Here is a 23,614-nt window from a genome sequence, read left to right on the forward strand (position 1 = left end):
TCAGAAACATGAAGCACTTTTTAATTAGTTTTTTCACAATTGTAAGCTTGCTAGGATGCAAGAATGAATCTAGAACACCGATATATTTAGATAAGGATGAGGCTATTGAAGTACGAGTGTCAGATTTGGTATCCCGAATGACTTTGGAAGAAAAAGTGGGACAACTAGATATGTATTCTGCAAATGACCTAGTGTATAATGGTAAATTGTCTAAAGAAAAAACAGATAAGATTCTGGAAAAAACCACTATTGGATCGATCCATGATTACTATCCAGAATCTGCCGAGGTCTCCAATGAACTTCAAAAATATGTCTTAGAACACACACGATTGGGGATACCTGCACTATTTATTGAAGAAGCCTTACACGGTTATCAAGGTAATAAGAGTACCGCTTTTCCGGTACCTATAGGCATGGGTAGCATGTGGGACGTAGAACTCATGGAAAAAATTGGAAAAGCCATAGGTGCCGAGGCACGTTCTGTAGGAGTTCATATGGTTCTTTCACCGGTTTTAGGTATTGGACGAGAACCTCGATGGGGTCGAATTCAGGAAACTTATGGTGAAGACCCTTACTTGGCCGCACGAAATGGTGTGGCAATAATACAAGGTATGCAAGGTGAAGACTTAACCGCAGATAACGCTATTATTGCTGAGCCAAAGCATTTTGGAATTCATAGTATTCCTGAGGGAGGAAAAAATACTGCTCCAGTTTTTATAGGAGAACGCGAAGCAAGATCCAATTTTTTATATGTTTTTGAAAAGGCATTTACCGAAGCAAAAGCCTTGGGAGCAATGGCCGCATATCATGAATGGGATGGAGTTCCTGCAGCAGCTGATTCATGGCTGTTGAAAAAAGTATTAAGAGAAGAATGGGGTTTCAAAGGAATGGTCCTTTCAGACTTAGGAGCTATCGCCAAACAAAACAATTCTCATTTTACCGCATCGACCCCAAAGGAGGCTATAAATAAATCGATTAGGGCAGGTTTAGACATGCAATTTTATGATTATAGCCATGAGTTGTTTCAGCAATCAATTATAGAAAGTATAAATGATAAGACATTAAATATTGAAGATTTGGATAGAGCGGTTAGTAGTGTTTTGTATGTAAAGTTTAAACTAGGGCTTTTTGAAAATCCATATATCGATACTTCATTAAAAGGTAAGAGATATCATTCAAAAGCTCATCAAGAATTAGCATTAGAATCTGCAAATAAATCAATAACACTTCTTCAAAATAGAAATAATTTACTCCCTTTAGAAGATAAGGTGAAAAATATAGCAGTTATAGGAGAATTAGCTAATAAATTCTTGCTTGGAGGTTACTCACCTAAAAATGTAGATGGCATTTCAATTTTGGATGCATTTAAGGAAACCGATTACAAGGTCGACTTTGTAGAGGTAGGAGTTCCCGCAAATAGTATGGAACAAATTGACGAACGATTTTTTCAAACTGAAAAAGGAGAAAAAGGCTTGACAGCAGAATATTTTAACAATGTTGAACTCTCTGGAGAACCAGAGGTAACACAAATCGAATCTAATTTGAATAAATACTGGCATAATTTAAGCCCTGCGCCAGGAATTTCTGATAATAATTTTTCAATTCGATGGAAAGGATATGTGGTGCCAGAGTATACCGGAGTATATGAATTTTCATTGATCGCAGATGATGTGGCTCGTTTATATATTGATGGAGAGCTGGTACTCGATAATTGGAAAAGAGAACAAATGAATGTTTGGTCAAATTATAAAATACGTCTAGAAAAAGACAAGAAATACCCGTTTAAATTAGAATTTGCAGAGTATGAACAGTTTGCCGGGATGAAACTTTTCTGGAAAGTTAAACCCGATACCAAAAGTCAATTCTCAGCTATAGAAAAGGCATTAGAAGCTGCTAAAAATTCTGATGTGGTTGTTTTGGTATTAGGAGAAAAAGATGAAGAATCAGGAGAAGGAAAAGATAAAATAAGTCTCGAACTCAATAATTATGGTAAAAAGTTGATACAAGAAGTGTCTAAGCTTAATAAACCTATAATACTAGTGCTTCAAAATGGAAGACCTTTGGCATTAGAAGATGAAAGTATACAAGTAGATGCGATTTTGGAAACCTGGTATGCAGGAGAATTTGGAGGAAAGGCTACAGTAGATATTATTACCGGAAAAGTTAATCCATCGGGTAAATTACCGGTTACTTTTCCAAAACATACAGGTCAATTACCGTTATACTATAATCTTAAAAAATCTTCTAAAGGAGGTTATGTCGATGGTAGTAATAAACCTTTATTTGCCTTTGGACATGGTTTAAGTTATAGCAAATTTGAATACTCAGATTTACAGATTGAGAAACCTGAGATAACCAAAGATGAAAATCAATTCGTAAAAGTGAAAATCAAAAATACCTCAGACCGAAAAGGATCAGAAATAGTGCAATTATATATTTCTGATGTGTATAGTTCTGTGGTAACACCAGGAATTCAGTTAAGAGGGTTTCAACGTGTTGACCTGGAGGCAGGCGAAGAAAAAGAAGTGAATTTTGTCTTATATCCCGATGATTTAGCATTATGGAATAAAGATATGAAACGAATAGTAGAACCTGGGGAGTTCAAAATAAAGATTGGAGCAGCCTCTGATGATATTAGGTTAGCATCTTATTTCAATGTAAAGTAAAAGAAAGTTTTTGTAGATAAAGCATTGAGACTATTAGGATGTCTTAGATAAACGATAAAAAACTACTGTAAAAGTTTAAATAATAATGACGATAGGTGTAGACATAGGAGGAAGCCATATCATGGCAGCAACCATAGACGAGAGATCTCCCGATAAGACCCAGCATATATATAAAATGGAAGTTGGATGTAACGATTCTCGAGATACCATATTAAACAGTTGGATTTCAGTATTGGGAATTGCTATAGATAATCTTAAGGGTGAGAAGTTAAATGGAATTGGAATAGCAATTCCTGGACCGTTTGATTATTACAATGGAATTTTCCCAAATAAGGGAGAGGGAAAATTTGAAGAATTATACAATGTCGATCTTCGAAAATATATCAAAGAAGAACTTAACCTTAATGCAGAAACATCGATTAGGTTTTATAATGATGCTGCATGCTTTGGTATTGGAGAAGCTTGGATCGGTGAGGTGTCTTCGTTTAAAAAATGTGTAGCAATTACTCTGGGGACAGGCTTGGGTGCAACATTCTTAAATGAAGGTATATCCTTAAAACATGGCGTTGGCGTACCGAAATACGGTGAATTATATCATTTGCAATTTAAAGAAGATATAGCAGACAGCTATTTCTCTACACAATGGTTTCAACGTCGTTACGAAGAGATTTCAGGAAATAAAATTAAAGGAGTTAAAGAGCTTATCATGAATAGCGAGAATTTAGATACCGCTAAATTCATTTTTAGAGAGTTTTCTCAAAATTTAGCTGGTTTTTTAGCCCCTTGGCTTTCAGAATTTGGAGCCGAAGCCCTGGTTGTTGGAGGTAATATATCAAATGCTTGGCATTTCTTTGAGAAGGATTTAAAAGATAGCCTGAACGAATTTCAAATTAATACTCCAATATATAAAAGTAAACTATTAGAAAATGCTGCATTAATAGGAAGTGCAAGAATTATAGATGATAAGATATATGACCTACTTATTGATGCCGAAGAGAACTACTAAAATTATTAAAACTGTAGATTAGAAGATTCAATCTGTAAGATGAATAATTATGGTTATAAAAGAGGCCTGTGTAGAAGGGATAAAACAAGCACAAATTGCAGAGCAAAATGGTGCAGATAGAATTGAACTTTGTGGAGATTTAAGCCTTGGAGGAATTACCCCTTCTTTGGAGGTAATACAAAGAGTTAAACACGAATTAGACATTCCTATACGAGTTATGATTCGACCTCGCGGAGGAGATTTTGTGTATTCTGATGATGAGTTTGAGTTGATGAAAAAACAGATTCAATATTGTCATATGTTTAGTGTTGAAGGTGTAGTATTTGGAATTTTAACTAAAAACAATACGTTAGATATAAAGCGAATTAAAACATTGGTAAAATTAGCATTACCAATGAAAGTAGTCATTCATAAAGCTATCGATGATACCCCAGATATTCTGAAAGCTCTCAAAAAAGTATTAAAAATAGATGGAATTACAGCTGTGTTAACTTCTGGTGGTAAACACACTGCCCAAGAAGGTAAAGTAGTTCTCAAGAAAATGGTAAATCTAGCTAAAGGTGAGATAGAAATAGTTGCCGCAGGGTCTATTACCAGTAAAAATGTTCATGAACTCCATGAGTATATTAATTCAGGTTATTATCATGGTAGAAAGATAGTTTTCTGATAAAATTTAATTATTTAGTTTTTATATTTCATTTAAGTAAATTCAAGTGAAAACCCAATTTATATAAGTTGGGTTTTCTGCATCTTTAACAAGATAGATTGACATGCATATCATAATTATATAGTAATACATATAAGGACATGTGTGTTGTTTTGGTTAGACTTCTTTTACGTTAAGGTCAATCATTAATTACCATTGTCGGAAAAATCATAGCATGTCGATTTTATACAATATGTGTTGTCGGAAATATCTACGTATTTGCCGGACTTCTACTATAACAGATACTACCTTCCGAACTAATTTTAAGATATCAAAAATTCAATAAAATTTGAGCGAATATGGTTGATGTTGTATTAACGGTTTTAAAGGATAAACTCAATGAGTATTTTAAGAATATTGTAGGTACTACAGAATCAAATATTATAGATTTTATAAGTACCAATAATAATGATCCGGTTTCTTTTACAAATGATAAAATAACTCCTTTTCTGATTAATATTTCTGAGGATAGGAAATTTAGAAATGCAGACCAATTTGCCGGAATCGTAAGAAATGGTATCAAAACGCAAGCGAATCCGGAAATAAGAATCGAGTTGTTGATTTTGTTCGTGTCTAAGTTTAATAAATATGATCAAGCGCTTAAGTTCTTATCACATGTGATTAAATTTTTTCAGGTCAATAGAAATTTTGATCCTTTGAATGCTCCTCAATTATCTGAAGAAAATATTGAAAAGCTTGTATTAGAACTAATATCACTCCCTCTAGAAGAGCAAAATCAGGTATGGCATTCGCTAAATACATCGTACCTGCCTTCGGTGCTGTATAAAGTACGTTTGCTATCATTTATCGATGATCAAAGTATGGAGTTTGTGGGATTACCAATATCCAATACAGAATTAAACATCCATCAGAAAACTTCATCTAACTTTTAATCTTACTCCACCAGCATAAAAAGATGTTTGTAAATAAGTCATATACCCAATTAAACAAATTGTAAAATGCAATATCGCAATTTTTTTGACATAGAAATTATTCATCCTTGTCTTTCTGAGATAGCTAAAGATATAGTGCTTGTTCCAAAAAATGAAACAAGAAAACACCTGAATGCTCTTGGATTCATATTTAAGAAAACAGAAAAAGGGATAAGGGTTTTGGCTCCTATTTCTAAAGGAAATGAAAGTATTTTACCTTTAAATGAAGATGATAACTTTACTTTTTATGTGTATCCAACATCGTATGACACCCAGGAAATTACAGACTTTTCTGAAATAGATGAAGGAAATATGATCTCTTTCTCTAATCAAGATTCACGGGAAAACATTAAGGAATTAATAGTAGGTCAAGCCATACAAGAAGGAGTTTTTAATGGGTATTCTGCATTAGCGAATATTGTTATAAAAGCAAATTTGATTGATACTTCTTCTCCTAATGCATTTGTGAAGTTTAAAGCCATATTTGGTGCAAAATCTGTAAAATGGAAATATTACTTTGTTTCGAATACAAAAGAGACAGATATAAATTTAGAGTCAAGAGATAATCAAATTAGTTTCAATGAAATTGTAGTAGGTGAAAATACAACAGATCAGATAATAAATTCTATTCAGTTAAATTTTCCCGATACCCAAATAAAGGTTTTCGAGTCTAAAGATTTAGTTCCCTATAGTAGTGTCCCCATTAAAAATATCAAACTACTTCAAGATGGTGATGTCCTCATCAGCCATTTACCAAACCCCAGAATAGAACAACAAGGAGTTCAAATTATTAAAATTAAGTAAGAAAAGGCATGTCTGGAGAATCGTATTGTTTTTTTGGAAATGCCCAATATAAATATTTAAAACTATTAAAATATGTCTAGATTTTTAACACCAGATGTGTACACAGAAGAAGTCCCTCTTTTACCACAATCTGTAGCAGAGGTTTCTACTGCTGTACCCGCTTTTATAGGATATACTGAAAAAGCGGTAAAAAACGGAAAAGATATTCGAAATACAGCTATTAGAATAGCTACGCTTTTAGAATTTAAAGAAGCGTTTGGAGGAGCTCAAACAGCATCTTTTAATGTAAAGATTACAGAAGATGATCTTATAGGAGATGTTGAAGTAACAGCTCCCCAACACACTTTGTATCACGCTGTAGATTTATACTTTAAAAATGGTGGGGGTGATTGTTATATCATTTCTGTTGGAAGTTACAAAGATGATTACAACAAAGCTTCATTTTTGAAAGGACTGGAAACATTGAGTAAAGAAGATGAACCTACATTGATTATGCTTGGTGAAGCGGTTAGATTAGACGCTGTTGATTATCATGAGGTTTGCCAGAGTGCATTGACGCAATGTCAAGACTTAAAAGATAGATTTTGCATTTTCGATATTCAGAAAGATGATGAAGATGTAACATCTTTCAGAAATGGAATAGGTACCAATAATTTAAAATATGGTGCTGCGTACATGCCATATTTACAAACATCACTTACCTATCGTTACGATGAGGATGATGTTTTAATCTCAGGTTCTTCAGCCAATGAAGCTCTTCAATTAGAAATAGCAGGAGCAATAAGAATCGTATATAATGGGGCGGCACAAGATGCTCCAAAAGTGAAAATTAATAAAGGATCAGGGAGCATACCTTCTTTTAGTATTTCAGACGCAACGTTGACAATGAATGTCGGAGACGGAACTCCAGCCAATGAAATTATAAATGAATGGAATACATTCACAAACAAGGGCGATTTTGATATTGTTTTGTTAAACGGAGCCACCGTAGTAGAGTCTTCTGCAGGAACAAGTGACCTTACAAGTACTGGTGGAGATCAGGTATCTGTTAGTTTATCATCAATAAAAGAATCTCAATCTGAATTATATAGTAGAGTAGTCAGTGAAGTAACTAAACAACGTATCACTTTGCCTCCAAGTGCTGCAGTAGCAGGAGCATATGCAACTACAGATAGAGAACGAGGAGTATGGAAAGCTCCAGCAAATGTAAGCTTAAACGCTGTCATAGGACCAGTAAAGAAAATTACTTCTAAAGATCAGGAAAGACTTAATGTAGATACTACCAGCGGTAAATCAATTAATGCCATAAGAAGTTTTGTTGGAAAAGGAACCATGGTTTGGGGGGCTCGTACATTAGCAGGTAATGATAATGAATGGCGATACGTATCGGTTAGAAGATTATTCAATATGATAGAAGAATCTACCAAAAAAGCGTCTCAGTTTGCTGTATTTGAGTCTAATGACGCAGTAACCTGGCTAAAGATGAAAGCCATGATCGAAAGCTTTTTGTATGGAATTTGGCAACAAGGAGGTTTGGCAGGTGCTACCGAAGAACAAGCATATTTTGTAAATATTGGATTGGGTAAGACCATGACACAACAGGATATTCTTGAAGGTAAGATGATTGTAGAAATAGGATTGGCCGCAGTACGCCCTGCGGAATTTATCATACTAAAATTCTCTCATAAGCTACAAGAAGCATAATTGGCACTTAAAAATATAATGAATAAGTAAAAAGTAAAAAACAATGGCTTTAACTAAAGAACAAATAAAAACAGATTACCCTTTGGTAACCTATAATTATAGAGTAGATATAAATGGAGTGTCTATAAGTTTTTCAGAGGTATCAGGTTTAGAATTATCCTTCGAAACAACTACATATAAAGAAAGCTTTGCTACCGGAGGAAAAGTAGGACCTAATATTATGTATATGCCAGGACAGATTCAACCGGTAAACATATCTATGAAAAAGGGATTGGTAAAAGGAAAGAGTATTCCTGTTTTTTATGATTGGATCAATGACATACAATTAAACCAAGTAGATAAAAGAGATATCGTAGTTCATCTTTTAGATGAGACTGGTAGTACAGTGGTTAGCTGGAAAGTTATTGATGCTTTTCCAACCAAATTAACGGCTCCTTCTTTTGATGCAAGCTCTAATGATGTGGCTATAGAATCTATGGATTTAATGGCGTTTCGAGTAACCATGGAAGAAGCATAAAATTCAAGTAAACAAAGCAGGTACTATTCTACATAATAAAACCAGAATTGTAAGTCAATATAAATCTAAAAAACCGAGGTACAGTGGCAATCGATAAACAGCAAATTAGTCAAACCTATCCGTTACCGGTATATAACTATCAGGTAACGATTAATGGAATAGAAATCATGTCTTTCTCAGAGATTTCGGGTTTAGAAATTGATCACGATCATGTATTGTATCGAAACGGTTTTAGCTGGGCCATAGGCGACCATTTAATTCGTGGCCAAAGAAAACCTATTAATGTCACTTTAAAAAGGGGATTGGTCAAACGTCGCAGTGATTTATATGATTGGATTAAGTCTGGTGAAAAGAAAGACATTCGAATAGAACTATTTGATGAAGCTGGGATGGGCATCGTTGTTTGGGAGGTTTCTAGAGCATTACCTTTCAAATTAGATGCTCCATCGTTTAGCGCTAGTACTAGCGATATAGCAATAGAGAGTTTGGATTTAATAGCTCATGATTTACGAGTGAAACATAATTAAGAAATTACCATATGTTAGATGTTTTAAGAGCAATCAATTTTGCAGACCGAGAACCAACATTATCACACAGATTTGGAGTATTCTTTCTATCTGGAGGTGTAATTCCTAATCCGATAGATCTTAGGTTCCAAAAAGTAAGTGGGATTAGTACCGAAGTACAATTGGATACCATAAATGAAGGTGGAGAAAACCTACATTCACATAGAATACCCAAAAGGATAAATTACAATAATTTGGTACTAGAACGAGGTTACGTTGCTAGCAGTCTAACCGATGGTATAGACGGTTTTTCGGCTATAGGTCAGATAGGTTCTCCATTAAATATTGAATTTAATACAACATTTTCCTTGTTTAAGTTTAATCCTTCAAATGTATTGGTGACATTATTCAATGAAGAAGGTGTTCCAATTGGAGGATGGTTGTTTCTAAAAGCATATCCTGTAAAATGGTCTGTGTCTGACCTTGATGCACAATCTAATTCTGTAGCTATTGATACTATGGAATTGGCATATACTCGATTTCAAATTTTAAGGATATAAAAATGGCGGTAGAGATCAAAGAAATTGTCATTCGGGCAATTGTTTCAGATGCTTCACAGACAAACGAAATGGATCAATCCACCGATATGAGAAAAGAACAACAGGAAATTGTTCAGGAATGTGTGCATCATGTATTAAAAATATTGAAAAAGAAAAACCTTAGATAAATTATGGCATTATTAAGTCAATTAGGTTTTAAACTGCAAAAACTTACTATCATTTCTTTTGATGACCAAAAAAGAACAAATGAAAAGGACAAGTTTGAAGTGATGTTTAATCCTGAGTCAGTTAAGCGAAGCTTTGTAAATAAGTTTACCAACGACGCTAGCAATCCTCAAAACCAGAGCAATGCCAAATTCATGTACAGCGACTCTTCCAGGGTTAGTATGAGTTTGATTTTTGATGGAACTGATGTAGATCAATTTGGTGCTGAGATTGCCTTTAGACAATTACGAGGTACTCGAAAAAGTGTTACTGATCGAATAGATGATTTTTTAAAGAATACTACCAAGATAAAGGGTAAAATTCACGAACCTCGATTCCTAATTTTAAGTTGGGGTAAGACATTGAATTTTAGTTGTAGATTAACAAGTTTAGATATTAACTATACCCTATTCGATAGAAATGGGGACCCATTACGAGCTGAACTGAATGTCTCTTTTATGGAAGATCATGCTCCCGAGGAGCAAGTAGCAGAGTTGGGGTTAGAATCTCCAGACCTTACCCATTATCGCATCGTAAAGTCGGGTGATCGATTACCATTGATGTGCCAAGAAATATATGGTTCTCCTTTGTATTATCCATTAGTAGCTAGAGCGAATAAACTAAAAGACTTTAGAAATCTTACCCCGGGACAAGAAATTTACTTTCCACCAATAGAAAAATAAAAGATGTCATCAACAGTAGTAACCAGTACGATCAAAAGCAACGGCAAGATCCTTCCATTAGGATCGTATGAATTATTGTCTATAGATACGAGTAATGAGTTTAACAAAATACCGGTGGCAGAACTCAAATTATCAGACGGTTGTGTAGCGAATCAAAAGTTCACCACTTTAGAAAGTAATGCGTTTATACCAGGAGCGTTGATTGAGATTTTTATGCGCTATGAGGGAAATAACACGAATGAAACTAGGATTTTTGAGGGTGTAGTTATCAATCAGGAAATAGAACGCACGCAATATCAGTCTGTATTAACTATCGAGCTTTGTGATTCGAGTATACAAATGACCACGTTACGAAAAAACAGAGTATTTAAGAATCAAACAGATAGTAATATTATAAAAGGTCTAATTGATACTTACGAAGATTCAAAGGTGGGAAAAATTCAAAGTACCTCTTTTATGCACCCTCAGATGGTACAGTACTATGTTTCAGATTGGGATTTTATAGTGTCACGAGCAGAAGCTAATGGGCAATTAGTGAAAGTAGATAATGGAGTAGTATCTGTTTCTTCCCCACAAATTGGAAGTACAGATCATACATTAACCTTTGGGATAGATTTAGCACATTTTGATTTAAAAATTAATAGTCGTCATCAATATGAAAAAGTACATTCATTTGGTTTGGAGACAAAAAAAGATCAATTAGAATTGAGTGTTCCTAAAAAAGGAAAAGAACAAGTACTTAATATTATTGATTATAAAACATCACAGTTATCTGAAGCTATAGGTGGCAAAGAAGCAAATTTGATACATGCAGTACCAACAGATCCATCAGAGTTACAGTCTTGGTCTGATGCACAGCTTGTAAAATCCAGACTCTCTCTAGTACAAGGAACGATTAGAATTAATGGGAATGGAAAAATACATGTAGGACAAACGCTAAAAATAGAAAATATAAGTCGGTTTGATGGAGAATATATCATCACAGGAGTTCGGCATGGGTTTATTATGGGGTCTGGTTGGTATACTTACATACAAATTGGGATGGATGCGAATTGGTTTAGTGCACAATCTGATATTATTAATACACCAGCTGCAGGATTATTACCAGGTATAAACGGATTGCAGCTAGGAACAGTTCTCGGAGATGTAGAAGATACTAATCACGGATTTCGAATCAAAGTGCATATCCCAGCCTTTCATGGAGAAACCAAAGCAGCAGAGGTTCTGGCTATGTATACCACCTTAGATGCGGGTATAGATCATGGAGTCTTCTTTCCTCCAGAAAAAGGAGATCGTGTGGTAGTCGGATTTTTAAATGATGACCCAAGGCAAGCCATTATTTTAGGGGCTATGCACAGTAATAAAGCACCACATACTGTAAAGAAAAAGAACACATACAAAGGCATTTTTACCAAATCTAATTATCAATTACTGTTTGACGAAGAAAAAGAAACTGTAACGCTATCTACAGCAGATGCTGATCAATCTAATGAGCAAATATTAGTCATTGATCAGAAAGAAAAGACAATCAGACTGGAGGATGCCCATGGTAATAGTATTAAGATGGATAAGGATGGTATTAAAATTATAAGTGCTAAGGATTTTTTAATAGAGGCAGCAGGAAATTTTGATATCAGTTCAAAAGGAAAAGTAAAAGTAAAAGGAAAAAAGGTGGATTTAATATAAGACATATGAATAATAAATTTTTAGGAAACGGTTGGTCATTTCCTCCTGCTTTTGGAGTTGGAGGAGCAGAAGTAGAGCTAACCTCAGGAGAAGAAGATATTAAACAAAGCCTTCAGATTTTATTGTCGACTTCTTTAAAAGAGCGGATGATGCATCCCGATTTTGGATGTGACCTTACTCAGTTTTTATTTTCAGAATTAGATCAGCAATTAGCCAATGAACTTAGTAGTGTGGTATCTAGAGCTTTGTTAATATATGAATCTAGAATTGAACTAGATGATGTATCGGTTACCGACATAGATCCTGAAAATGGGGTGTTACATATCAGTATTGAGTATGTAGTAAGAGCCACAAACAATCGATTTAATCTGATATATCCATTTTATATTAATGAAGCTTCGGCAGTTGCATTTGACCTTTAATACACATAGTGAACTAAGTAAAAAAGAGACATGGATTTAATACTTATAGATGGGGATCAGGTTAATTTTTTACCTGCTTTTGGAAATGCTGTTGTCAGTGTGCAACCTGGGAAGATAACCGCATCTGGAAAGACCACTATCAATGGTAAGAAAGTATGTATTGAAGGAGATGAATCAAAGGTAGAGGTTAAAAACTGTTCGTATGTAGCACCTCCTTTTGTGATTCCAGGTTTAGGAACATTGACAATAAAAGCGTTGGGTCCAGATCAACTAACGACCAAAAGTAAAAGTGGAAACAAAGGTATAATCGTAAAGGGGAGCGTTTTTATAGCAGAGTTTAAAGTTACATCTCCTGCAAAGCAACCACCTCCGGCAAATTCGCCAGATCCTTTGCCAATGTATCCGGGACAAGGAGAATTAGTTCCTTCAAATGTGAAAATTAAAGCTACTTAAAACCTATAAAGTAAAGTTGTAGAAAGTGATGAATACTATTCAAAATTCAGATACCATACTCCTTAGAGATGGGACCAGTCAAAAAGATCGCAATTCTGATGCCTTGCATACAGATTATGTGGCTATCGAAGGACGAAGTATAGAAGAATTGGTTATAGAAGCACAGCGCTTAGCCAAAGAACTCCAATTTTTTGATGTACAAAATAAACCAACAGGTACTTGGGAGTCATTTCTGGTGGATGACCCGCATGTTTTTAATCAAAACTCACCAGAAGGTAGAAGAATACAACAAAAACATTGGGCAAAGGAACTAGCAGCATATGTTGAAAACCCAGAATTGTTTTATAACAATGCCGAAAAGAAGGCGAAATTATCAAAACCCCACGTAGTGCTGTTCATGACTTTCCTTAAGTTAATGAATCATATAAAATCTAAAATAAATAGGCTTACCCAAAAGCATCTTGATTTTTATTTCAGGCAAAGTTTAGGATTAAAACCAAAAGAAGCCGTGCCAGATGTGGTAAATGTACTGTTAGAGTTAGAAGATAGTACCGAGTATTTTGAAATAAAAAAGGGAACAAAACTACAAGCTGGAGAAGATGAAGAAGGAAATGAACTCGAGTATATCACCAAGGAAGATACAGTAATAAGTAAAGCTAAAATAACACAATTAAAAAGTGTTTTTGTTGCAAAGGAATCTTTGACCATTAAGAAGGTACATCAGGATAAAGCAAAAACAAAAGATACCGCTTTTGTAGATATGATTGAAATGGCTCTGGGGCACCCGAACCCTGGAGATACACTTCCAGATTTTCCTGCAGAAAACATTGAAGATATTTTTCAATTAAACGAAGCCGTAAAAAAAGAAAATGCTGCTGCAATCGCTTATGTCAACAAAACTCTTTTTTTAGAAAGAGAACAATTTGATCTGATCTTTTTAAAGCATCAAGAAGAAAAAGAGGGAGTTCCGACAGATTGGAATCCGGTTTATAAATTGTTAAATCAGGCGTATACCAAAAAAAATATCCATCAAAGACAGGAAAATTTAAAGGAATTACACAATAACGAAGGATTCGATTTGATGCTAAAAAAAGTGTATGGAAACCCCAATCCGGGAGATACATTACCTCTATACAAAGGCGAAACTGCATCTTTAGAAAAAGTGTTCGAAGATTTACAAGCCATAGATAATAGTGCAGAACAAGCTCTAGAATATGTTGAGGTTGAGTTGTTGTTAAGAAAACAAGACTTTATCCATGTCATGCAAACTCATGAGAATACTACAGCTTCTGACGAAGATAAAAACAAGGTATATCGTATTTTAGAATTTTCAGAAAGACAGCTACGTTCAGTGGAGATTCCTGCTCCAGAAATTGAACTATTATCTGATATTTATGATACTCCCAATTCCAAAGATTTTCTTTTTAGCCAATATGATGAAGAATCTGAAAGTAAAAGGTTTAAAACCTTTGGCAACAGAAAATCTTCGATCGCAGATCATTCTTTGAAACCATCGGAAATTGGTTTTGCGATTGGAGCACCTGTTTTATTGCTTAAAGATGGAAAACGTACTATTGAAGTTCTCCTAGATTTGAATCTGAACAAGCAAAAAATTAAAGATCTACAATCTGTTTTTGATAAAAATATCCCTTTTCAAACGTATTTAAGTAGTGAAGAACAATGGTTTACTACGGATAATATACAATACTCCTTAGGGAATTATGTGGGAGTTGCATCAGAAACTAATATAGATATTGAAATAAAGGATCAAACTATTACAAGCACTGATACAACAAGTTTTAGTATCACAGATATTGGAGATTATATAATAGATAAGACCCAGAAAATTTATGAAATTATAGGCCTTAACGATGTTAAAGTTGTAGAGGTTCAAGAAGTAGGTTTTGTAGAAACTCCTATAAAGAATGTTCAGAGATATGCTAAGGATCAAGTATATCTAAATGCTTTAAAAATTAAGATACAGCTTCAAGATAATGAACTGCCAGTTACAGTATTCCAGTCCCCTTCTTCACGTTTTATAACATATGATCAACCCACCCTAGTATGTACTTTAAACTCTTCTCCAGAAGAGCACAATGGTCAACACCATATGCGAAGTAACTATAGGCATTTAGTGAATTTAGCATTACAAAAAGTTCATATTCGAGTAGATGTTCAGCAGATGCAGCATAACATTATAGAGAATGATCAAGGTGTAATAGATACAAATAAACCTTTTGAACCTTTTGGTTTTCAACCTGAAATTGGAACAAGTTTTTATATTGCCAATGAAGAAATATCTCAAAAGCAATTACAAGATTTACAATTACATTTAGAGTGGAGCAAACTTCCAAAATCCCTAGTAGATCATTACAAAAATTATTGGTTGATTCAAGCAGATCGTACCGAAGAGGAACTCGCTGCATTAAATGAAGAAGAACTTGCCGAACTTATTGATCAGAAGTTAGGGTTTGATGCTGCTATTATTGAAGATGATCATGATTTTAAAGCTGATATTTTTTTACAAGATCGCAATGCAGAGTTACTACTTTCTGAAAAAATTGAAGATGAAACTGGTAACAAAATTACAAAAGGATTTCCGCTTTTTGATCAGGAGAATATTATATCGATCAACAATATACCGTCCAGAATAAAAGAGACAAACCCAGATTATAAATATAAGGAACGGTTTGGAATACAAACCGATGAAGATGAAGCATTACTTTGGGATCGGTATTTTAGAGTAGAACTAACCCCTATAAACTTTCAGCATGCGATATTTAATAGTCTGTCGTTACAACAAGCAATATCGGAAAAGGCAGAAATAAAAAAACTTAAGATCAATCCGCCTTATCAACCAAAGATAAAAAGCCTTGGAGTTTCATATACGGCTTGTGAAAATATCACGACAGATATTGGAAATAGCGATAATGCAAATAAAATTTTTCATTTACACCCTTTCGGCTATGAATCTATACAGCCTGGAAACCAAACCACATTGATTCCGGTATACAAAGATGAAGGTTCATTATATCTGGGAATAGAGCAATTAGATACACCACAAATATTATCGATTTTGTTTCAAATGGCCGAAGGTAGTGCAGATCCCGAGGTAGAAAAACCTGTTTTGAAATGGAGTTATCTTCATAATAACGAATGGGTAGAATTAGCACCTTCCGATCTATTGCAAGATAGGACCAATGGACTCGTTAATACCGGAATTGTAAAAATAAGAATACCAGAAGATGCGATTCAAGGAGGTACTATAATGCCATCAAATTTGCATTGGATTAAGATTTGTGCCTTTAGAAATATTGAAGGAGTGTCTGATACTATTGATATATGCACTCAGGTTATTAGTGCTACCCTTGCTAATAAAACAGTGGCACCAGCACATTTTGAGAATCCTTTACCAATAGACACTATTACAGAAGAGCTAAATCAGATACCTGGGGTTGTAAAAATTACACAACCATTTACTTCTAGTAAGGGAAAATCAAAAGAAAAGGGAGAGGCTTTATACAAACGAATCAGTGAACGACTAAGACATAAAAACCGAGCATTGACAATGTGGGATTATGAGCATATGATATTAAATCAATTTCCTCAAATCTATAAAGTAAAATGCCTTCCATCTCCTGATTGCATAGGAGGAGTATCTGTAATTGTTGTTCCCGATATAAAAGGAAAATTACCATTTAATCCTTTTGCTCCAAAAGTAGGAGCAGATACACTTTTTGAGATAAATTCTTATATAGAACAACTTGCTCCTACTTATGCAGAAGTATTGGTTTCGAATCCTCGTTATTTACAAGTTTCTACAGAATGTATTGTGAAATTTTATCCCGGATATGATGAGGTCTTTTACAAAAACAAGTTAATAGAAGAAATCAAACGATTCATGTCACCTTGGGCATATGGAGAAGATAGTGATATTCAAATCGGAGGATCACTTCATGCCAGTGTGATTATCAATTTCATTGCAGAAAGACCTTATATAGATTATGTAGCAAATCTCAAATTATTTCAGAGTGAAGACGGAAAGACGTTTACCGATGTACGAAGTTTAAATAATGGAAAATCTATAGTAACTCCATCAAAACCAGATATGATCATGGTGGCGGCTCAACTGCATGAAGTCTATGTGGTAAACGAAAATGGGTTTGAAGAGGACAGCTTTGAGGGAATTAATTATATGGAAATAAATAAAGACTTCATTGTAAAATAGAATCTTAAGAATGAAGTAATAAAAAAACAGCCTTATGGAAATTAATAAAAGAAACCGAACAGAACTCAAAGAATACTTTAAGATTAATGATAAACCTAGTCAGGAAGAGTTTGCAGATTTTATAGAAGCAGGTCTCAATCAAGCAGAAGATGGAATTGCAAAAGTGCAAGGGAATCCCTTGTCTATACAGGCAAATGGAGAACGGATAGGTACTCAAGAGATAGTTGATCTGTATGAAAATTTCTCTGATGATAATCCACAATGGTCGATCAATTTGAACCCACGAGTAAATGCCGAAGAACCATCGAGTAATCAACCAGGGTTTAATATCAAAGATGCCACAGGGCAAAGCCGATTGTTTATCAAATCTGGAGAAGGTGCCGTTGGAATTGGAACCATAGAACCTATTGCACCTTTAACGATAAAAGGAAATAAAATATTGGATAAACCAATCGGAGCTATGCAAATTACCGAAGATAGTATTCTGTTTGGTGGTAAAAATACTAATGAACATAAGGATTCTTCAAAAATCGAAGTTGGTACGACTACACTTAGGATATTTGGAAAATCAAGTAATAACGACCCAACTACAAGAAAAGTAGATATCCTTGCTGAAGGAGGAGCTCGTATTCAGGGAACAGTATCGGTAGAAGGTGATATTACTGCAAAGAACTTAAAGGCAGAGAATATCTCTTCTAGCGTGGATTTAGATAAAGAAAGCGCTAGCCATGAAAGAATCCCAACCCAAATGGCCGTAAAAACCTATGTAGATACACGTATGCCAAAAGGAGTGATTGTAATGTGGTCGGGAAATAGCAGTAGTATTCCTGTAGGATGGGTATTGTGTGATGGTAAACAAGGTACTCCAGATTTATCGGGGAGGTTTGTCGTTGGTTTCGATAAAGAAAATCCACAATATCAAATTGGGGAAACAGGTGGAAAAGAGCAAATAACGCTTACAACTAACCAATTGCCCTCTCATAGTCACTCTGGCACTACGAAAGAAGCAGGGAATCATACTCATAATTTTACGGGTGCTGCTAAAAGAGGAGATGGATCAGGAACCGGAAGTTCTAATGACTATTATAAGGCATTTAACAGAACGACACAAGCTGCCGGTAATCATAAGCACTCTTTTGATACCAATAAGACTGGAGGAAATCAACCGCATGAAAATCGTCCTCCTTATTTCGCATTGGCATATATCATGAAATTATAAGTGAATAGAAAAAATCTAAGTGATTTAAAAAGTGAATATCCTAATAATGAGAAGACGTGGAAATTAATAAGAAAAACAGAACAGAACTTAAAGAGTACTTTAAAATTAATGATAAACCCACCCAGGAGGAATTTGCAGATTTTATAGAGGCGGGATTGAACCAGGCAGAAGATGGAATTGCAAAGTTGCAAGGAAATCCATTGTCTATACAAGCAGATGGAGAACGAGTAGGCACACAAGAGGTGTTAGATCTATATGAGAGCTTTACCGATGATAATCCACAGTGGTCTGTCAACCTAAATCCTAGAGTGAATTCCGAAGAACCATCGAGTAATCAACCTGGATTTAATATTAAAGATGCTACTGGTCAGAGTAAATTGTTCATTAAATCTGGAGAAGGTAAGGTGGGTATAGGAACCATAGAACCTAACTCCAAATTAACAGTAGAAGGAAACGATGCATCTCCACTAGTATCAATAATTGATAGTACGAGTACTCCTACTACTATTTTTAAAGTTTCTAAAAAAGAAGGAGTTTCTGTAAAAGGTATGTTGCAAGTAGAGGGAAACTTAAAAGCATCCAATATTTCCGATAACGAAGAACTAGATAACACAGCTACCAGTCATGATAAACTCGCCACACAAAAAGCGGTAAAAACTTATGTGGATACACGTTTACCAAAAGGATTAATTTCTATGTGGTCTGGTGAAGATATTCCAAAAGGATGGGTGTTGTGTGATGGAAATAATAACACTCCAGATTTATCGGGGAGATTTATTGTAGGGATGGATAAAAATAATCCAGAGTATCAAACCGGAAATACGGGAGGAAAAAAAGAAGTAACTCTTACCTCGGCAGAAATGCCTTCTCATACGCATTTAGATAAAGGTCACAAACACAACATTGCAGATCCTGGTCATAACCATAATGACGGCTCTTTTGATAGGTTACTTAAACACTCTCAGCCAGGGGAGCGAGTCACTCCTAATGGAGTAGATTCTGGGAATAGTGGAAAAGAACCTAATGTTTTGGTGTCCAAAAAAATAAAACCTATCAAAACAGGTGTTTCTATTAATATAGCTAAAGCAAATTTAGAATCAACAGGGGGTAATCAACCTCATGAGAACCGTCCTCCATATTTTGTATTAGCATACATTATGAAATTATAACTCTTTCAATATTGATATAAAGAAACGCATACCATAGAATGTACTAAAAACACGAATTACTTTTACAATGACAGCTACAATAACAATACCCAGAGAAGTACCTCAAGACAGTGCGTTGAGCTACGAATTCCTTAGAGCAGAAGGGATGCGATTAATTCAAAAAATGGCAGGAGATACCTGGACCGATCATAATATGCATGATCCCGGTATTACTATTTTAGAACAAGTATGTTATGCAATTACAGATCTAGCCTATCGCATGGAGTTTGATATTCAAGATTTGTTAGGAAGTGATAGTAAAAGTAACTATGACAGTTTGTATAGCCCAGCCACTATTTTGACTACTAATCCTGTAACACTTATGGATATTCGCAAGATGGTTATTGATGTAGAAGGGGTTAAAAATGCATGGGTAGAAAAGATAGCTCCTAAAAATATAAATGAGTCTGGAATTATCATACCCAAAGGGTTGTTTAGGGTCTTTATAGAAAAAGATGGATTATTTGATATTCCAGGTAGTAAGATTGTCACCTCGGTTCGAGAGAAATTATATGCATGTCGTTCGATCTGCGAAGATTTTGATGAAATAAAATTATTGGATACTCAAGGAGTACGTTTGCTTGGGACTATTGAAATATCAGATACGGTTGATGATGTCAATGAGCTAGTAGCGAGTATGTTACATCGTGTGGGAACTCATTTCTCTCCACGTATTCCTTTCTATACTTTGCAGCAACAATTGGAAAAGGGAAAAACTACAGATGAAATTTTTGATGGCCCTAGATTACATCATGGTTTTATAGAAGATAAAGATGTAGCACTGGCCTATCGAAAAGAGGAAATACAAACTTCTGATGTGATTAAAGAAATAATGGATCAACCAGGAATATTGGTTATCGATAAGCTTGCTCTTGCCACAGGAACCAATACTGTAAAGAATTGGTTGTTACCATTAGACCCTTCTAAAACACCTATTTTAGATATAGATGGAACATTATCTCAGTTATCATTTACATCCAAAGGGCTTACAGTACGTATTGACATAGATCGAATTAAAAATATTTACAATCAAAAACGAACAGAAGAAGGATCTAGACCTTTATCACTTCAGGAAAAGGATATTATTTTACCTGAAACTCAAACCGCAAAATTAGAACAATATTACCCTATTCAGAACCAGCTCCCAATGAATTATGGTATTGGAGAAATAGGGTTGCCTGATAGTGCTTCTGCTACAAGAAAAGCACGCGCAAAACAGTTAAGTGGGTATTTATTGTTTTTTGAACAAGTAGTTGCCAATTACTTTTCGCAGTTAGCAAATTTTAAAAAAATCATGAGTTTTGATAGTGAAGATACTTGTACATATTTTAATCAGAACTTATTGAATTGTGTTCCGGGAATGACCGAATTGGTGGGTAGCACTGAAAGTTATGAATCCTATATTCAAGAGATGACAGCTGATACCTCTACGAGATTATTACGAAAAAATAAGTTTCTCAACCATTTATTGGCTCGATTTGCAGAGAAGTTTACCTCTTACGGGATGGTGTTAAAAGATAGTATCGATAATGAAGATACTTCTGATAAAAAGTTGATTGTTGACAAAGCTCGATTTTTAAAGGAGTATCCTGCGGTTAGCGGTTGTAAGGCGAAAGCGTATGATATCAGAAGTGATGTTTGGAATACTAAGAATATATCAGGACTAGAAAAAAGAATAGCCTTAAAGATAGGGATTGAGGATTATGGTCGAAGAAACCTGGGGAAGGGGGAAACGCCAGGATTACATATGATAGAACATATTTTACTTAGACCCAGAAAATCCTATCCCTATCCTTTTGTCGCTAGTTATCGTTCTGCCTCTATTACAAAATTTGAAATAGCCATTACCGAAGAGTTTACGAGATGTATCATTGGAGATCACGATTTACTACCGGGTGAAGAAGTTGAAATTACGAACAATACTGAATATAAAGGTATCTATATCGTTCTTGCGGTTGGAGATGACTTTTTTGAGATTAAGGCTCCGTTTCAAGAATCTGAATCTGGAGGAGCTTGGAAACGTACTCATGACATAAGGTATTACTTGAGATCAAGATCTATTGAGAATTTTACGGCATCAACAAATGCTAACCACACTTTTTGTCATATAGGAGCACATTCCCTGCAAGTTGGTGATACGGTTGAGATTACACAAACAACCAGTTATAAAGGAATACATAAAATTGTTTCTGTTTTCAATACTGGTTTTGAAATTTCGATACCTTTTAATGAAGAAGAGAAACCTGGTAGATGGATGCCTACTGATACTAAAGATCCTTATTCTTTACAGTTAACTTTTGTGCTTCCGACGTGGGTAGAACAATATCGGGATAGTGATTTCAAAAAATTCATCGCATTAACGATCCGAGAAGAAACGCCTGTACATATCAGAACAAATATCCAGTGGTTAGATCAGGAACAGATGAAAGAATTTGATCATGCATATCGACGATTTCTTGCCCAAATTAGCAATGGATAAACAAAGGTTCTATGACTCTGCAAAAACACATTATCAATAAGCAAATTTTAGAAATTAAACTACCTAAAACTGCAGATACGTTTAAGGTACAGCAAGAATTGAGCTCGATATGTCGAAATCAATTAACTGCTGTGATGGATCGTATATTTAGCCAAGTAAATCCATCAGGGTTACCGCTACAAATCGATCAGCTAACACTCGATTTAGGAAGTGTGTCCTTAGAAAATTTTGAAGCTGTTTTCACTGAAAAAATACAAGAGAAACTTATTGAATACCAACAGGTCGAAGAAGTTTTAGAAATACAAAAAAATAGTGAGACTTATGAAGAGACACCGTTAAGAGCAATAGTTCATTATCTAAAAACAGGAGTATTACCTTGGTGGACAAAACAAGGGAACAAAACTGATTTTCAGCAACAGTTAGAACAATTAATACAAAAACCTAATGGAACTTTTATAAAGTTACTAAAAGATTTACAATGGAATGTTAAGCATCTTGAACGCTTCGTAAATGCAAGTACAGAGCATCAATTACTGAGTTCTTTTGAATTGATCACCGAGCTTTCGTTAAAGCAGATTCTAAACGTCAAACAAAGTATTCGGTATAAGATTCAAAAAAAATATGCCAAAGAAGATAGGAAGATTCAAAGTAGTTTTTGGAAAACCGTTTTTCTAAAATATCATAAAGCTAGTACCGATGCTGTATTCGAACTGGAGTGTACAAACGAAATACTTTTGGATTTAGGAATTGATGTTAAAGGAGATATGGTAATAGTAAATAGTCAGTACCTTCATAATATCAAAAGTTTGGTAGCTTCTTGTAAAAATTTATTTCATAACAATGCTATTTGGAAAACATTTTTTAAGGAATTATCAGTTGTAATCACCCATCCTTTTTTTAATGAGTTATCGGCAGAAAATTTAAAGCAAATTACACAATTACTGACCGACCTAAATAGCGCTTCAAAAGAATCAATACAAGAAATAGATGTCAATAATATATTGAATCCTTTAGCAATTAGTTTAGGGGGATTGCGACAAGAATTAAAACGCATAGGATTGAAGCCTAAATCTATGGTGATAGAACAATTTTCTTCACCTTTCGAAGATACAGATTTTATATCTATACAAAATGCCGGATTGGTATTGTTCTGGCCATTTTTAGAACGCTTTTTTGAAAATTTAGGAGTGATGAAAGATAAGAATTTTGTTGATGAAACCGCTATTATTAGGGCAATTTGTGCTTTACAGTATCTATGTGACACAGATGATAAAGAGTTGTTTGAAGGGGGATTACCTCTGAATAAACTATTATGTGGTTTTGATATTGATGCGGTAGTATCTCCCGATGAATTATCAGAAGATGAAAAGGAAATTGCTGAAGGATTATTAACCGCTGTAATTGGGAGAGGCCCAAAATGGAAAAACTTGTCTCCAAATGGATTTAGAGCTTCTTATTTATGTCGTCAAGGATCATTACGAACCCGAGATGGTCATTGGTTGTTGCAGGTACAAAGAGAAACACATGATATTACTTTAGAAAAACTACCCTGGGGATTTCATACCGTAAAATTACCATGGATGAAAGATATTCTTATGGTAGAGTGGTTGTAAATGGAAATAAGACAAAAA

19 protein-coding genes are annotated in these 23,614 nt (G+C 34.7%); all 19 read left to right on the forward strand.

The features are described 5' to 3' along the window. Positions 1-8: 8 nt before the first annotated feature. Entirely contained in the window at positions 9-2,666 is a 2,658-nt protein-coding gene (locus M0D21_RS05475; RefSeq protein WP_248327444.1) for a glycoside hydrolase family 3 N-terminal domain-containing protein, read from the forward strand. Positions 2,667-2,751: 85 nt separating this feature from the next. Beyond that, positions 2,752-3,672, forward strand: a complete 921-nt coding sequence (locus M0D21_RS05480) for an ROK family protein (protein ID WP_248327445.1) — start codon at positions 2,752-2,754, stop codon at positions 3,670-3,672. Between the two features lie 49 nt (positions 3,673-3,721). Further along, positions 3,722-4,339, forward strand: coding sequence for a copper homeostasis protein CutC (locus M0D21_RS05485; RefSeq protein ID WP_248327446.1), 618 nt, complete (start codon positions 3,722-3,724; stop codon positions 4,337-4,339). A 338-nt stretch (positions 4,340-4,677) separates the two neighbouring features. Beyond that, positions 4,678-5,271, forward strand: coding sequence for a DUF4255 domain-containing protein (locus M0D21_RS05490; RefSeq protein WP_248327447.1), 594 nt, complete (start codon positions 4,678-4,680; stop codon positions 5,269-5,271). Positions 5,272-5,337: 66 nt separating this feature from the next. Continuing rightward, positions 5,338-6,114 carry a hypothetical protein gene (locus M0D21_RS05495; protein ID WP_248327448.1) on the forward strand — a complete coding sequence of 259 codons (777 nt, stop codon included), beginning with the start codon at positions 5,338-5,340 and terminating at the stop codon, positions 6,112-6,114. Between the two features lie 72 nt (positions 6,115-6,186). Then, positions 6,187-7,818: a phage tail sheath family protein gene (locus M0D21_RS05500; protein ID WP_248327449.1), complete on the forward strand. Its 1,632-nt coding sequence runs from the start codon at positions 6,187-6,189 to the stop codon at positions 7,816-7,818. A 43-nt stretch (positions 7,819-7,861) separates the two neighbouring features. Beyond that, positions 7,862-8,335 (forward strand): phage tail protein, encoded by a 474-nt coding sequence (locus M0D21_RS05505; RefSeq protein ID WP_108805100.1) that lies wholly within the window; start codon positions 7,862-7,864, stop codon positions 8,333-8,335. Positions 8,336-8,418: 83 nt separating this feature from the next. Continuing rightward, positions 8,419-8,862 (forward strand): phage tail protein, encoded by a 444-nt coding sequence (locus M0D21_RS05510; RefSeq protein WP_248327450.1) that lies wholly within the window; start codon positions 8,419-8,421, stop codon positions 8,860-8,862. Between the two features lie 11 nt (positions 8,863-8,873). After that, a complete protein-coding gene (locus M0D21_RS05515) occupies positions 8,874-9,401 on the forward strand; it encodes a phage tail protein (protein ID WP_248327451.1) in 528 nt (175 codons plus the stop codon). A gap of 2 nt (positions 9,402-9,403) precedes the next feature. After that, the gene (locus M0D21_RS05520; RefSeq protein ID WP_248327452.1) at positions 9,404-9,568 is read left to right on the forward strand and encodes a DUF5908 family protein; all 165 of its coding nucleotides are present in this window, start codon (positions 9,404-9,406) and stop codon (positions 9,566-9,568) included. A 3-nt stretch (positions 9,569-9,571) separates the two neighbouring features. Further along, on the forward strand, positions 9,572-10,288 hold the full coding sequence (locus M0D21_RS05525) for a CIS tube protein (protein ID WP_248327453.1): 717 nt from the start codon (positions 9,572-9,574) through the stop codon (positions 10,286-10,288). A 3-nt stretch (positions 10,289-10,291) separates the two neighbouring features. Next, positions 10,292-11,974 carry a type VI secretion system tip protein VgrG gene (gene vgrG / locus M0D21_RS05530; RefSeq protein ID WP_248327454.1) on the forward strand — a complete coding sequence of 561 codons (1,683 nt, stop codon included), beginning with the start codon at positions 10,292-10,294 and terminating at the stop codon, positions 11,972-11,974. Between the two features lie 5 nt (positions 11,975-11,979). After that, positions 11,980-12,396 (forward strand): GPW/gp25 family protein, encoded by a 417-nt coding sequence (locus tag M0D21_RS05535; protein WP_248327455.1) that lies wholly within the window; start codon positions 11,980-11,982, stop codon positions 12,394-12,396. 30 nt (positions 12,397-12,426) lie between these two features. Next, the gene (locus M0D21_RS05540; RefSeq protein WP_248327456.1) at positions 12,427-12,849 is read left to right on the forward strand and encodes a hypothetical protein; all 423 of its coding nucleotides are present in this window, start codon (positions 12,427-12,429) and stop codon (positions 12,847-12,849) included. Between the two features lie 28 nt (positions 12,850-12,877). Beyond that, positions 12,878-17,077, forward strand: coding sequence for a baseplate J/gp47 family protein (locus tag M0D21_RS05545; RefSeq protein WP_248327457.1), 4,200 nt, complete (start codon positions 12,878-12,880; stop codon positions 17,075-17,077). Positions 17,078-17,111: 34 nt separating this feature from the next. Beyond that, a complete protein-coding gene (locus M0D21_RS05550) occupies positions 17,112-18,296 on the forward strand; it encodes a phage baseplate protein (RefSeq protein WP_248327458.1) in 1,185 nt (394 codons plus the stop codon). Between the two features lie 56 nt (positions 18,297-18,352). Then, complete coding sequence (locus tag M0D21_RS05555; RefSeq protein ID WP_248327459.1) at positions 18,353-19,465, forward strand: phage baseplate protein; 1,113 nt, start codon at positions 18,353-18,355, stop codon at positions 19,463-19,465. Between the two features lie 67 nt (positions 19,466-19,532). After that, complete coding sequence (locus M0D21_RS05560) at positions 19,533-21,983, forward strand: hypothetical protein (RefSeq protein WP_248327460.1); 2,451 nt, start codon at positions 19,533-19,535, stop codon at positions 21,981-21,983. An 11-nt stretch (positions 21,984-21,994) separates the two neighbouring features. Further along, positions 21,995-23,596, forward strand: coding sequence for a contractile injection system tape measure protein (locus tag M0D21_RS05565; protein WP_248327461.1), 1,602 nt, complete (start codon positions 21,995-21,997; stop codon positions 23,594-23,596). Positions 23,597-23,614: the final 18 nt, after the last annotated feature.

This window comes from Aquimarina acroporae, assembly GCF_023195925.1.
Taxonomy (GTDB): Bacteria; Bacteroidota; Bacteroidia; order Flavobacteriales; family Flavobacteriaceae; genus Aquimarina; species Aquimarina acroporae.

Coding starts and splice junctions, on each gene's coding strand:
- M0D21_RS05545 (WP_248327457.1), top strand. CDS start 12,878: ATGAATACTATTCAAAATTCAGATACCATACTCCTTAGAGATGGGACC.
- M0D21_RS05485 (WP_248327446.1), top strand. CDS start 3,722: ATGGTTATAAAAGAGGCCTGTGTAGAAGGGATAAAACAAGCACAAATT.
- M0D21_RS05515 (WP_248327451.1), top strand. CDS start 8,874: ATGTTAGATGTTTTAAGAGCAATCAATTTTGCAGACCGAGAACCAACA.
- M0D21_RS05505 (WP_108805100.1), top strand. CDS start 7,862: ATGGCTTTAACTAAAGAACAAATAAAAACAGATTACCCTTTGGTAACC.
- M0D21_RS05550 (WP_248327458.1), top strand. CDS start 17,112: ATGGAAATTAATAAAAGAAACCGAACAGAACTCAAAGAATACTTTAAG.
- M0D21_RS05560 (WP_248327460.1), top strand. CDS start 19,533: ATGACAGCTACAATAACAATACCCAGAGAAGTACCTCAAGACAGTGCG.
- M0D21_RS05565 (WP_248327461.1), top strand. CDS start 21,995: ATGACTCTGCAAAAACACATTATCAATAAGCAAATTTTAGAAATTAAA.
- M0D21_RS05525 (WP_248327453.1), top strand. CDS start 9,572: ATGGCATTATTAAGTCAATTAGGTTTTAAACTGCAAAAACTTACTATC.
- vgrG (WP_248327454.1), top strand. CDS start 10,292: ATGTCATCAACAGTAGTAACCAGTACGATCAAAAGCAACGGCAAGATC.
- M0D21_RS05480 (WP_248327445.1), top strand. CDS start 2,752: ATGACGATAGGTGTAGACATAGGAGGAAGCCATATCATGGCAGCAACC.
- M0D21_RS05500 (WP_248327449.1), top strand. CDS start 6,187: ATGTCTAGATTTTTAACACCAGATGTGTACACAGAAGAAGTCCCTCTT.
- M0D21_RS05475 (WP_248327444.1), top strand. CDS start 9: ATGAAGCACTTTTTAATTAGTTTTTTCACAATTGTAAGCTTGCTAGGA.
- M0D21_RS05495 (WP_248327448.1), top strand. CDS start 5,338: ATGCAATATCGCAATTTTTTTGACATAGAAATTATTCATCCTTGTCTT.
- M0D21_RS05520 (WP_248327452.1), top strand. CDS start 9,404: ATGGCGGTAGAGATCAAAGAAATTGTCATTCGGGCAATTGTTTCAGAT.
- M0D21_RS05535 (WP_248327455.1), top strand. CDS start 11,980: ATGAATAATAAATTTTTAGGAAACGGTTGGTCATTTCCTCCTGCTTTT.
- M0D21_RS05490 (WP_248327447.1), top strand. CDS start 4,678: ATGGTTGATGTTGTATTAACGGTTTTAAAGGATAAACTCAATGAGTAT.
- M0D21_RS05540 (WP_248327456.1), top strand. CDS start 12,427: ATGGATTTAATACTTATAGATGGGGATCAGGTTAATTTTTTACCTGCT.